Genomic DNA, 12,032 nt, shown 5'->3' with positions numbered 1-12,032 from the left:
TCCGCGGGGAAGCCGGGCCCGCCCGTTTGGCCGAACTCGGCGCGCCGCGGCGGACCGATCTTCTTAGCGTGTGGATATGAACCAGACGCGCCGCACCCGCACCGCACTCCGCTGCACCCTTCTGGTCGTCTCCTTGGGAGCGGTCGCGATCGCGTGTGGCTTCTCTGATCCGAATCCGCTCACGGGCAAGCCCTTTGACGCGGCCAAGCAGATCACTTTCAACACACCGGTGGACAGTCGCAAGGTCAATCCCGACAAGCCCCTCGTGGTCACCGTGAAAGGCGAGGAGGGTCGGATCACCGATGTGACCGTCATCGATGACTCGGGCCACCATCTGGCGGGCGAACTCTCCGCCGACGGCAGCCGCTGGCGCTCCACCGGCGCGCTCTCGGCCGGGGCCAAGTACACGGCCCGGGTGGCCACGGAGGACGCTGAGGGGGCGCCGGGCAGCCGTACGCTCGCTTTTGAGACATCGCCCGCCAAGCGGAAGCTGACGGCCTCATTCGGCCCAGAGGCGGGCACTTACGGAGTGGGTCAGCCCATCATCGCGGAGCTGAGTCTCCCGGTTAAGGACAAGGCGGCCAGAGCGGTCATCGAACGAGCCCTCAAAGTTGACTCAAAGCCGGCGGTCGACGGTGCCTGGCACTGGGTTGACGACGAGAGGCTCCACTTTCGGCCCAAGGAGTACTGGCCGTCCGGCGCGAGCGTGACCGTCGCCAGCAACCTTCAGGGCGTCAAGGTCGCCAACAGCCTCTACGGTGGCGCCTCCAAGCCGCTGAAGATCTCCATCGGAGACCGTATCGAGGCCATCACGGACGCCTCGTCCCACTACATGACGGTCAAACGCAACGGAGAAGTGATCAACACCATTCCGGTGACCACCGGCAAGCCCGGATTCTCCACCCGCAACGGCGTCAAAGTGGTGCTCGGCAAGGAGTATTTCGTCCGGATGAGGGGCACCAGCGTCGGAATCTACGGCTCCGAGGGGTACGACCTGCCCGTGTACTACGCCACCCGGGTCACCTGGAGCGGTGAGTATGTGCACGCGGCTCCGTGGTCCATCGGCTCCCACGGATACGCCAACGTCAGCCACGGCTGTACGGGAATGTCCACCGGCAACGCGGCCTGGTTCTACGAGACCGTGCGCGAGGGCGACATCGTCCAGGTCATCAACAGCTACGGCGATGAGATGGACCCGTTCGGCAACGGGTACGGCGATTGGAATCTGTCCTGGGCCGACTGGCGGCAGGGCAGCGCCCTGGTGGCCGGGACCAGGGACGGCAGCAATCCCATCGATGCGGCACGGCTGCGTCCCCAGGTCTAGGTCCACCCCGACGGACCTCTGGGCATCCCAAGGGCCCCAGAAGGGCCCTCAGGCCTCTACAGCAAGCCTCTCCCGCAGGAGTGAGGCCAGGGCGTTGGCGAAGTCCACGGGGTCCACAGGCAGCGTCACAGCGGCCTCAGCGCGACTCCAGGTGGCGAGCCAGGCGTCCTGCGGCCGGCCGATGAGCAGCAGCACGGGCGGGCAGTCGAAGATCTCGTCCTTGATCTGCCGGCAGACGCCCATACCGCCTGCGGGCACGGTCTCGCCGTCGAGCACACAGACGTCGATCCCGCCCTGGTCAAGGTGGGTGAGCACGGCCGGCAGGGTCGCGCACTCGATGAACTCGACCGGGGGAACATCGGCCGCGGGCCTGCGTCCCGCGGCCAGGCGCACCTGTTCGCGGGTGTTGGCGTCGTCGCTGTAGACCAGCACGGTGGCGGTCGGCTGCATCGTTCCTCCGTGTCGCTTGGAGTCGCTTGGATCGGGGCTTGGGCCCGTTGCCGGACCCGACTTTCGATCAGGTATCGCTGGGCCGGATCGTACTCGCTCCAACTCCGCGTAAACAGCTGTTCGGACAGTGCGGGCGATCGGCCGTTCGGGCAGCGCAGAGGGTACTGACACACCGAACGGCACCCCCCGGAGTGAGGGCGGGATAAGCGACCGACATAATGTCGGTCGTGGCGACAGCAACGACAGTAGAAACCGGGCACGCGCACCCGTCGGTCAATCGGCCGAACCTCACCAGCGTCGGAACCATCATCTGGTTGAGTTCCGAGCTGATGTTCTTCGCGGCCCTCTTCGCGATGTACTTCACCTTGCGCTCGGTAACGGGTGCCGAGTTCTGGTCCGAGAAGGCCGACCTTCTGAACTTCCCGTTCTCGGCGACGAACACCACGATCCTGGTGCTCTCTTCTCTCACCTGCCAACTCGGCGTATTCGCTGCCGAACGCGGAGATGTGAAGAAGCTGCGCAGCTGGTTCGTGATCACGTTCATCATGGGCGCGATCTTCGTCGGCGGTCAGGTGTACGAATACACCGAACTGGTTCAGCACGGGCTTTCACTCTCGTCTGACCCGTACGGCTCAGTGTTCTACCTGACCACCGGCTTCCACGGACTGCATGTGACGGGCGGACTCATCGCCTTCCTGCTGGTCCTGGGCCGTACCTATGCGGCCAGGAGATTCACCCATGAGCAGGCAACCGCCGCCATCGTCGTGTCCTACTACTGGCACTTCGTCGATGTCGTCTGGATCGGCCTCTTCGCCACGATCTACTTGATCAAGTAACGGCGCGGGCGACACTGCCGGACGCAGAAGCCCGAAGCAGACACAGTCCAGAAGCATCGACGCAGAAAATCCTGACACCGGGGTAATCCGTGAAAAAGCTCTCCGCACGACGACGCCATCCGCTGGCGGCGGTCGTCGTCCTACTCTTCGCGCTGGCGGCCACCGGGGGGCTGTACGCCGCGTTCGCACCTGCGGACAAGGCGCAGGCCGTTGAAACCTCCCAGTCCCTCGCCATCGAGGAGGGCAAGAAGCTCTACACCGTTGGCTGCGCGAGCTGCCACGGTACCGGCGGTCAGGGCACTTCTGACGGCCCGACCCTCGTCGGTGTCGGCTCCGCCGCCGTCGACTTCCAGGTTGCCACCGGCCGTATGCCGGCCCAGCAGCCCGGCGCACAGGTGCCGAAGAAGAAGGCCATCTACTCGCAGGCCGAGATCGACCAGCTCGCTGCGTACATCGCCTCGCTCGGCGCCGGCCCGATCACACCCACCGAGAAGCAGTACAGCCCCGAGGGCGCTGACATCGGCAAGGGCGGAGATCTCTTCCGTACCAACTGCGCCCAATGCCACAACTTCACCGGCAAGGGCGGCGCGCTGACGAACGGCAAGTACGCCCCCACCCTGGAGGGCGTGAGCGCCAAACACATCTACGAGGCCATGCAGACCGGCCCGCAGAACATGCCCTCCTTCCCCGACGGGGTGTTGCCGGAGAAGGAGAAGCAGGACGTCATCGCTTACATCGAGGCCATGAACGACCCCGACAAGTCGTCCAGCCCCGGTGGTCTCTCGCTGGGTGGGCTCGGCCCCGTCAGCGAGGGCCTGTTCGCCTGGGTCTTCGGACTGGGTGCGTTGATCGCAGCTGCCGTCTGGGTCGCGGCCCACACCGCTAAGGCCAAGAAGTCATGAGTAGCCAAGACATTCCAGAAGAGAACCTGCCTCAAGAGCAGGGCGCTGCGCATGGCGCGGCAGGCCACGGGAGCACCGCCGTAGCCCAGCGTGCGGATGACAATCCGTTCGCCGATCCGGGACTGCCGGCACACAAGCCGCGCATACAGGACATCGACGAGCGGGCCGCCAAGCGGTCCGAGCGCGCGGTCGCGCTGATGTTCACGCTCTCGATGCTCGCGACGGTCGGCTTTATCGCGTGTTTCGTGATCTTCCCCGTCGACAAGCTCGTCTACATCTGGCCCTTCGGCCGGGTGAGCGCGCTGAACTTCTCCCTCGGTCTCACGCTCGGCGCGGCCCTCTTCTTCATCGGCGCTGGCGCGGTCCACTGGGCCCGCACCCTGATGTCCGACCAGGAGATCGCTGCCGAACGGCACCCGATCGAGGCGGCACCCGAGGTCAAGGCCCAGGTCATGGCCGACTGGGCGGCCGGCAACGAGGAGTCCGGCTTCGGTCGGCGCAAGCTGGTCCGCAACACGATGTTCGGTGCGATGGCGCTGGTGCCGCTCGCCGGTGTGGTGCTGCTGCGTGACCTCGGTCCGCTGCCGGAGAAGAAGCTCCGCACGACGCTGTGGGCCAAGGGCAAGCAGCTCATCAACATGAACACGATGGAGCCGCTGCGCCCCGAGGACATCACCGTCGGCTCGCTGGTCTTCGCCATGCCCGAAGGCTTGGGCTATGACGACCACGAGTTCCAGAAGGAGATCGCCAAGGCGGCCCTGATGATCGTCCGGATTCGTCCCGACGACATCAAGGACAAGCGCGAGCTTGAGTGGTCGCACGAGGGCATCGTCGCGTTCTCGAAGATCTGCACGCACGTCGGCTGTCCGATCAGCCTCTACGAGCAGCAGACCCATCACGTGCTCTGCCCGTGCCACCAGTCCACCTTCGACCTCGCCGACGGAGCCCGGGTCATCTTCGGCCCCGCCGGTCACGCCCTTCCGCAGCTGCGGATCGGTGTGAACACCGAGGGCAACCTCGAAGCACTCGGCGACTTCGCGGAGCCGGTCGGACCTTCCTTCTGGGAGCGCGGATGAGCACTAAGAACGAGACCAAGGGCGCTGACAACCAGCGCCAGGCCCCCGCCGGCGAGCGGGTCGCCGACTGGGCGGACGGCCGGCTGGGGATCTACTCCCTGGCCAAGGCCAACATGCGGAAGATCTTCCCGGACCACTGGTCCTTCATGCTCGGTGAGATCTGCCTCTACAGCTTCATCATCATCATCCTCACGGGTGTGTATCTGACGCTGTTCTTCCACCCGTCGATGAACGAGGTCGTCTACCACGGCAGCTATGTCCCGATGCAGGGCGTGCGGGTGTCGGAGGCGTACGCGTCGACGATGGAGATCAGCTTCGACGTCCGCGGCGGTCTGCTGATCCGGCAGATGCACCACTGGGCCGCGCTGATCTTCGTCGCGGCGATGATGGTCCACATGATGCGCGTCTTCTTCACCGGCGCGTACCGCAAGCCGCGTGAGATCAACTGGCTGTTCGGCTTCCTGCTGCTCGTCCTGGGCATGTTCACCGGATTCACCGGTTACTCGCTCCCTGACGACCTGCTCTCCGGCACCGGTGTCCGCTTCACCCAGGGCGCGATCCTGTCCGTACCCGTCGTCGGTACGTATATCTCGATGTTCCTGTTCGGCGGTGAGTTCCCAGGCCATGACTTTGTGGCCCGGTTCTACTCCATCCATATCCTGCTGCTACCGGGCATCATGCTCGGGTTGCTCGTGGCCCACTTGATCCTGGTCTTCTACCACAAGCACACCCAGTACGCGGGTCCCGGCCGGACCGAGAAGAACGTCGTCGGCATGCCGCTGCTGCCGGTCTACATGGCGAAGGCCGGAGGCTTCTTCTTCCTGGTCTTCGGTGTGATCTCGGTCGTGGCCGCGGTGGCGACGCTCAACCCGATCTGGTCGATCGGCCCCTACCGCACCGATCAGGTCTCCACCGGGGCCCAGCCGGACTGGTACATGGGCTTCGCCGAGGGTCTGATCCGAGTGATGCCGGGTTGGGAGATCAACGCCTGGGGCCACACGCTGGCGCTCGGTGTGATGGTTCCGCTGCTGATCTTCCCGCTGGTGCTGGGCGCGATCGCGCTCTACCCGTTCATCGAGTCATGGGTCACCGGCGACAAGCGCGAGCACCACATCCTGGACCGCCCGCGCAACACCCCGACCCGTACCGGCTTCGGTGTGGCATGGCTGACGGCGTACTTCATCATGCTGATCGGCGGTGGCAACGACATCGTGGCCACGCACTTCAGCATGTCGATCAACACGATCACCTGGTTCGTCCGGATCTTCTTCTTCGTCGGACCGGTCCTCGCCTTCATCGCCACGAAGCGCATCTGCCTCGGACTCCAGCGCCGCGACCGCGACAAGGTGCTGCACGGACGGGAGTCCGGCATCATCAAGCGGCTGCCGCACGGTGAGTTCATCGAGGTGCACGAGCCGCTCAGCCAGGGTCAGCTGCACACGCTCACCTCGCATGAGCAGTACGTGCCCCTGGAGGCCGGTCCGACCGTCGACGAGAACGGTGTCGAGCGCAAGGTCAACCCGGTCCACAAGGTCAAGGTCAAGCTCAGCAAGGGCTTCTACGGCGAGGGGAACCAGATTCCCAAGCCGACCGTCGAGGAGTACAAGGAGATCTCCAGTGGCCACGGCCACCACTGATCATCTGAACTGAGTGCGAAGTTCGCCACAGCGAGAGCCCCGTCCATTCGTTGGACGGGGCTCTTTGCCACCCCGGGCGCTGGATAGGGTGGGTGGCATCCCCTTATTCGACCTGTGGACCCTGGAGCGGACCATGAACGTTGTGACCCCGGTTGGCGGCGACAGCGTGGCGGACCTCTCCTGGCCCGCCGTGCTGAACTCCCTCCTGGACCGTCATGACCTGAGCACCGACGCCACCGCCTGGGCGATGGACCGCATCCTCAGGGGCGAGGCCACCAATGTTCAGATCGCCGGATTCGCGGTCGCCCTGCGCGCCAAGGGCGAGACCGTCGAAGAGATCTCCGGGCTCGTTCGGACCATGTACGAGCACGCCAGCCTGATCGAGGTGCCCGGCCCCTGCGTCGATATCGTCGGCACCGGCGGCGACGGCGCCAAGACCGTGAACATCTCCACGATGTCCGCGATCGTGGTGGCGGGCGCCGGCGTCAAGGTCGTCAAACACGGCAGTCGTGCGGCTTCGAGCGCTTCGGGCGCCTCGGACGTGCTGGAGAAGCTCGGGGTCAATCTGGAGCTGACCCCGCAGCGCGTTGCCGAGGTGGCGGAGGAAGCGGGCATCACCTTCTGCTTCGCCGTGAAGTTCCATCCGGCGCTGCGCCATGTGGGCGTGGCCCGCAAGGAACTCGGCATCCGTACCGTCTTCAACTTCCTTGGCCCGCTGACCAATCCGGCCCGGGTGATGGCCCAGGCCACCGGTGTCGCGGACGCCCGGATGGCGCCGATCATGGCCGGGGTCCTCGCGGATCGTGGTTCATCGGCGCTGGTGTTCCGCGGCGATGACGGCCTCGACGAGCTCACCACCACCGCGACCTCCCGGGTCTGGGTGGTACGGGACGGGTCGGTGCGGGAAGAGCACTTCGACCCCAGGGACATCGGCATCGAGCTGGTACCGGTGGAGGCACTCCGTGGTGCGGACGCCTCATACAACGCGGATGTGGCACGCCGGTTGCTGAACGGCGAGCGCGGCCCGGTGCGGGACGCGGTGCTGCTGAACGCGGCCGCGGCACTGGTGGCGCAGGCACCGGGGGAGGGGACGCTCAACGAGCAGCTGGCCGCGGGGATCACCCGAGCGGCGCAGGCCATCGACTCCGGGGCCGCACGTCAGACGCTGGAGCGTTGGGTGAGGCTCAGCAACGCCTGACGCTTTTGCCGGGGGTGTGCCAGGCCGCGTCGGACCGGTCGTGGCACACCCCCTGGCGTTCGCGTCGGAGCGATCCGCCCCCGGGCACCCGTCAGCGTGTCCGGAATGCGGAACGGGTTGCGGTACCGCGACCGGCTGGCATACCGTCTCCTCAGGTCATGAGCGACAGCGACTACGGCCCCGGCCCGCTGTCCGGCAACCCTCCGTCCGTGGCGGGGTGCCCCGGGTGAAGACCAGGCCGTGGGCAGCGAGGCCCGCGGCAAGCGCGGACCCCTGCGAACCCTGGGGTCCTGGTCCTCAAGGGAGCAGTCTCGTGAGCAAGCGAATGCGATAGGGCTTTCCGCCCCCTCTTCAGCACACCCTCCGCGCGGCCATCTCCGCGTTTCCGAGGCAATCCCCGTCACCGCAAGGCGTGCTTCCGCCATGCCTGCGCACGGGTAGATGAAGTCATTCCGCTGTGTCATAACCGGGAGATATCGCCATGTCCGCACGCCCGCACGCCGCCGCTTCCGTCGCCTCCCTCGACCTCGCCGACGCCGATCCCGCCTGCGCCGCGCCGCTGCCCGTACTCGGTCGGGATGTGACGGTCCCCCTCGTCACCGGTGGCGAAGTCACCTACGCCGCACTGGACTACGCCGCCAGCGCCCCCGCCCTCCAGCGCGTCTGGGACGATGTGGCCGCGTACGCCCCCTACTACGGCAGCGTCCACCGGGGCGCCGGATATCTCTCCCAGCTCTCCACCGACCTCTTCGAGAACAGCCGGCAGACGGTCGCCGAGTTCCTCGACTGCCGTGATGGCGACCAGATCGTCTTCACCCGCTCCACCACCGACTCGCTCAATCTGCTCGCCGCCTGCCTGCCCGCCGACTGCCAGGTCTTCGTCTTCGAGACCGAGCACCACGCCTCCCTGCTGCCGTGGCGTGACGCCCAGGTCACCTATCTCAACGCCCCCCGTACCCCCGAAGAAGCCGTCACGACCCTGGAGCGCGCGCTCGCCGACCGCGACCCGTACGGGCCGGCACTGGTCTGTGTCACCGGTGCTTCCAATGTGACCGGTGAGCTCTGGCCGGTACGCGAACTCACCGCCGCCGCCCACGCCCACGGCGCGCGGATCGTGCTCGACGCCGCGCAACTCGCCCCGCACCACGCCGTATCCGTGCGCGATCTCGATGTCGACTGGGTGGCGTTCTCCGGGCACAAGCTGTACGCGCCGTTCGGCTCGGGTGTGCTCGCCGGGCGCGCCGACTGGCTCCAGAGCGCCGAGCCCTACCTCGCCGGCGGCGGTGCCTCCCGGCAGGTGGCCCGACGGGCCGACGGCGGGGTGGAGGTCGAGTGGCACACCACGGCCGCCCGTCATGAGGCCGGTTCCCCCAATGTCATCGGCGTCTATGCCATCGCCTCCGCCTGCAAGGCCCTGCGGGAAGAGGGCTTCGACACTCTGGTGGCCCGCGAGCAGCGCCTGGTGACCGCGGTCCGCGCGGGACTCGCCGAGGTGCCCGAGGTCAAGGTGCTCTCGCTGTTCGGCGATGACGCACCCCGGGTCGGAGTGATCTCCTTCGTCGTCCAGGGCTGGAACAGCTCGCACTTCGCCGCCGCGCTCTCCGCTGAGTACGGCATCGGGGTGCGCGACGGACTGTTCTGCGCCCACCCGCTGGTACGCACCCTGCTGGGCAGCACCCCCCAGGAGCCCGGTGAGTGCGGAGCGCCGGATGAGACCCCCGGCTCACTCAACGCTATTCGGGTGAGCTTCGGCGCCGGTACCCCCGATGAGCATGTGGAGCGTTTCGTACGCGCCGTCAAGGAGCTCGTCCGTGACGGCGCGCGCTGGAACTACCGTACCGAGGAAGGCCGCTGCGTTCCCGACAGGGCGACCGCCGCCGCGCTCTGACGCTCGGCGCGCATCGCGAGCCTGGTCCCGATCAGCACCATCCGCAGGGCGCGTTCGGTGGCGTCGGTGAGGAACTCACCCCCGCGACTGAGCGCCTCCGTCAGACTCACCGGTGCCGGCAGGATGGCGCTGTACGCATCCACCCCCACGGATCGCACCTGGTGTGCGCCCTCGCCGATGGTCCCGGCGAGGGCCAGCACCTCGCGTCCGTAGCGCTTGGCGCGCCGGGCCACCTCGGCGGGCACCTTGCCGCGCGGGGTCTGATGGTCCAGCGCGCCTTCGGCGGTGATCACCAGATCCGCGCGGGCGAGACGCTCATCCAGATCCACCTGGTCGAGCAGCACATCGAATCGGGGCAGCAGCCGCGCCCCGAGCGCGGCGAGCCCCGCGCCGAGCCCGCCGGACGCCCCCGTGCCGGCACCGCCGAACAGATCGCCCGGCACCCGGAGGTCGCGGGTGAGAACGGTCGCCCAGTGCTCCAACGCCGCCGCGAGTTGTTCGACCTGCGCGGGTGTCGCACCCTTCTGAGGGCCGAAGACGCGAGCGACCCCACGCTCTCCGCACAGCACATTGAAGGGGTTGCAGGCGACCCGGATCTCGGTGGCGGCGAGCCGTGGGTCGATCGCCGAGGTGTCGATACGCGTCAGTCGGCGCAACTCGCGCCCGCCATGGCTGAGTTCGTGGCCATCGGCGTCAAGGAGCCTGGCCCCCAACGCCTGGAGGGCTCCCGCGCCACCGTCCGATGTGCCGGAGTCCCCACAGCCCACGAGTATCCGGCGCGCCCCGGTGTCGAGGGCGGCACGGATCAACTCGCCCACGCCGTAGGTCGTGGTGGCGCCCGGGTCACGTAGCTCGCGCGGTACCAGGGAGAGGCCGGCGACCGCCGCCATCTCCACCACCGCCGTTCCGTCGCCGTCCCCGAGCAGGGCGAAGTGGGTACCGATCCGCTCACCGGTCGGCCCGGTGGCGGACAGCCGCACCAGCCGCCCGCCCGAGGACGACGCGAGCGCCTCGGCGGTGCCCTCACCACCGTCGACCAGCGGTATCAGATCGATCTCCGCGTCCGGGACGACCCGGCGCACCCCCGCGGCGATCGCAGCGGCGGCGGACTGGGCGGACAGGGATTCCTTGAAGCCGCTCGGGGCAATGGCGAATCGGGTCAGCACGGGGTCACTCCTTGAGGGTTGGGGGTGCGTCAGCGGACGGGCACGCCGAGCAGCGGCCAGACGGCGACGGCGAAGAGCAGGACGAGCGCGGCGGTCATGGGTGCCAGCACGGCGGACAGCCGCAGCAGGTCGCGCGGGGTGTACGTGGGTACGCCCGGGATGTCGGCGAAGAGGGTCACCGGCTTCGCCGACGCGGGCAGCGTGTGGCAGAAGCCGGCCGCCGCGGTGGAGGCGAGTGCGGCGGCGACCGGGTTGACGCCCGCGCCGACCGCGGCGGCGACCACCAACGGCACCAGCACCGATGACCGGGCCGATCGTGACTGAAGGACCAGGTGGGCGACGGTGGACACGGCGACCACCACGGCGAGGAACAGCCAGGGCGGTAGATCCAGCGGGACACCGCTGACCAGCCAGCTCGCCGCTCCGGAATCGGCGAGTGCCAGGCCCATGGCCATGGTCGCGGCCATGAAGAGCAGCAGCGACCAGGGCACGGTCTTGAGTGCTTCCTTGAGCCGTACGGTTCCCAGCGCGGGGGAGGCCGCGACGATCGCACCGATCAGCGCGACCACGGCCGGTGGGACCCGGTGCAGCGGTTCACTGCACCACAGCGCGACGACCGTGGCCAGCAGCACGGCGCAGCGGGTCTCGGCCGCCTCCCAGGGGCCGATGACGGGCCGGTCGCTGTGCTCCTGGATCTGGGCCGCGGTGATGTGCACCGGCCCCTCGCGATCGGCGCGACTCGTCGTGGTGAACAGGACCGCCTCGGCCGCCAGATGGGAGGAGACGATGGCCAACGGAAGGCCGAGCAGCAGCCACTCGGTGAATCCGATGCGTTCGCCGGCCGCCTCCCACAGCACCGATACGGTGATCAGATGGGCGCCCGCGCCGATCAGGGTGGCGACCGCGGACAGCAGGATGACGGTGGGAAAGAGCAGCGCCAGCATCACCACCAGACGCTTCCGGTGCGCCAGTGCCTTCGCCAGGGCGAGGAACACCGGCATCGCGAGCGCGGCTCGCCCGGAGGTGGCCGGCACCGCGAACGCCGTGACCACCAGAGCGGCGGTGGTCAGATGGACCAACTGCCGCACACTGCGGGCCCCGCCCACCAGGAACGCCGCGGCCCGCCCGGCGAGCCCGGTTCTGGCCACCGCGGCGGCCAGTACGAAGGCGCAGATCAGCAGCCACACCGTGTCATCGCCGAGGGTGCCGAAGAGGGCGTCACTGCTGATCACCCCGGTTGCGGTGAGGGCGAGCCCGGCGCCAAGCGCGATATAGGTGTCATCGATCGGGGTGCCGATCCAGGCACAGGTCGCGAGGGCGAAGACGGCGAGGGTGACGCGGGCATCGCCACCGAGCTCTGGGAAGTTGCCGGGCACCAGGAGCAGCGCACAGATGCTCAGGGCCACGCAGAGGGTCGCCGCTTGACGCAGGTTCAGGGTCACGTCATCGAGACTGCGCCGCGGCGGTGAGCGCTTCATGAGCCCTTCATGAAGGGAACTTCACAGAGCGGGAACGCGCGGGAGTGAGCGAGGAAGGGGGGAGAACTCCCAGCTCA

The 12,032-nt window shown here is 67.8% G+C and carries 10 protein-coding genes and 1 riboswitch; of the genes, 7 read left to right on the top strand and 3 right to left on the bottom strand.

Features of this window, described 5'->3' with window-relative positions; all coding sequences use genetic code 11:
• The first annotated feature begins 76 nt into the window (after positions 1-76).
• Positions 77-1,324 carry a L,D-transpeptidase gene (locus NBG84_RS30070; protein WP_250922802.1) on the top strand — a complete coding sequence of 416 codons (1,248 nt, stop codon included), beginning with the start codon at positions 77-79 and terminating at the stop codon, positions 1,322-1,324.
• A gap of 48 nt (positions 1,325-1,372) precedes the next feature.
• Here NBG84_RS30070 and NBG84_RS30065 read toward each other — a convergent pair whose 3' ends face one another.
• Positions 1,373-1,774, bottom strand: coding sequence for a DNA-binding transcriptional response regulator (locus tag NBG84_RS30065; RefSeq protein ID WP_250922801.1), 402 nt, complete (start codon positions 1,772-1,774; stop codon positions 1,373-1,375).
• A 218-nt stretch (positions 1,775-1,992) separates the two neighbouring features.
• Between NBG84_RS30065 and ctaE the strand changes: the two genes are divergently transcribed.
• The 6 genes from ctaE to NBG84_RS30035 all read left to right on the top strand — a co-directional run bounded on the left by ctaE (position 1,993) and on the right by NBG84_RS30035 (position 9,311).
• The gene (gene ctaE, locus NBG84_RS30060) at positions 1,993-2,610 is read left to right on the top strand and encodes an aa3-type cytochrome oxidase subunit III (protein WP_250922800.1); all 618 of its coding nucleotides are present in this window, start codon (positions 1,993-1,995) and stop codon (positions 2,608-2,610) included.
• A gap of 89 nt (positions 2,611-2,699) precedes the next feature.
• Complete coding sequence (gene qcrC / locus NBG84_RS30055; RefSeq protein WP_250922799.1) at positions 2,700-3,512, top strand: cytochrome bc1 complex diheme cytochrome c subunit; 813 nt, start codon at positions 2,700-2,702, stop codon at positions 3,510-3,512.
• Positions 3,509-4,588: a cytochrome bc1 complex Rieske iron-sulfur subunit gene (gene qcrA, locus NBG84_RS30050; RefSeq protein WP_250922798.1), complete on the top strand. Its 1,080-nt coding sequence runs from the start codon at positions 3,509-3,511 to the stop codon at positions 4,586-4,588. Before qcrC ends, qcrA begins: the two co-directional genes overlap by 4 nt.
• The gene (qcrB, locus tag NBG84_RS30045; RefSeq protein WP_250922797.1) at positions 4,585-6,225 is read left to right on the top strand and encodes a cytochrome bc1 complex cytochrome b subunit; all 1,641 of its coding nucleotides are present in this window, start codon (positions 4,585-4,587) and stop codon (positions 6,223-6,225) included. The genes qcrA and qcrB overlap by 4 nt, the downstream gene beginning before the upstream one ends.
• Before the next feature lie 133 nt (positions 6,226-6,358).
• The gene (gene trpD / locus NBG84_RS30040) at positions 6,359-7,423 is read left to right on the top strand and encodes an anthranilate phosphoribosyltransferase (protein ID WP_250922796.1); all 1,065 of its coding nucleotides are present in this window, start codon (positions 6,359-6,361) and stop codon (positions 7,421-7,423) included.
• A 154-nt stretch (positions 7,424-7,577) separates the two neighbouring features.
• Positions 7,578-7,695: riboswitch (SAM riboswitch) on the top strand.
• A gap of 209 nt (positions 7,696-7,904) precedes the next feature.
• Positions 7,905-9,311, top strand: coding sequence for an aminotransferase class V-fold PLP-dependent enzyme (locus tag NBG84_RS30035; RefSeq protein WP_250922795.1), 1,407 nt, complete (start codon positions 7,905-7,907; stop codon positions 9,309-9,311).
• On the opposite strand, the gene NBG84_RS30030 is transcribed toward NBG84_RS30035, so the two are convergent.
• Positions 9,254-10,477: a glycerate kinase family protein gene (locus NBG84_RS30030; protein ID WP_250922794.1), complete on the bottom strand. Its 1,224-nt coding sequence runs from the start codon at positions 10,475-10,477 to the stop codon at positions 9,254-9,256. The genes NBG84_RS30035 and NBG84_RS30030 overlap by 58 nt on opposite strands.
• Before the next feature lie 29 nt (positions 10,478-10,506).
• On the bottom strand, positions 10,507-11,919 hold the full coding sequence (locus tag NBG84_RS30025) for an SLC13 family permease (RefSeq protein ID WP_250922827.1): 1,413 nt from the start codon (positions 11,917-11,919) through the stop codon (positions 10,507-10,509).
• Positions 11,920-12,032: the final 113 nt, after the last annotated feature.

Source organism: Streptomyces albipurpureus, assembly GCF_023701525.1.
Taxonomy (GTDB): domain Bacteria; phylum Actinomycetota; class Actinomycetes; order Streptomycetales; family Streptomycetaceae; genus Streptomyces; species Streptomyces albipurpureus.
This window is presented reverse-complemented; position numbering and strand designations above follow the sequence as displayed.

Excerpts from the sequence above, each read along its gene's own strand:
- qcrB (WP_250922797.1), top strand. The coding sequence starts at position 4,585 with ATGAGCACTAAGAACGAGACCAAGGGCGCTGACAACCAGCGCCAGGCC.
- NBG84_RS30070 (WP_250922802.1), top strand. The coding sequence starts at position 77 with ATGAACCAGACGCGCCGCACCCGCACCGCACTCCGCTGCACCCTTCTG.
- NBG84_RS30035 (WP_250922795.1), top strand. The coding sequence starts at position 7,905 with ATGTCCGCACGCCCGCACGCCGCCGCTTCCGTCGCCTCCCTCGACCTC.
- NBG84_RS30065 (WP_250922801.1), bottom strand. The coding sequence starts at position 1,774 with ATGCAGCCGACCGCCACCGTGCTGGTCTACAGCGACGACGCCAACACC.
- trpD (WP_250922796.1), top strand. The coding sequence starts at position 6,359 with ATGAACGTTGTGACCCCGGTTGGCGGCGACAGCGTGGCGGACCTCTCC.
- ctaE (WP_250922800.1), top strand. The coding sequence starts at position 1,993 with ATGTCGGTCGTGGCGACAGCAACGACAGTAGAAACCGGGCACGCGCAC.
- qcrA (WP_250922798.1), top strand. The coding sequence starts at position 3,509 with ATGAGTAGCCAAGACATTCCAGAAGAGAACCTGCCTCAAGAGCAGGGC.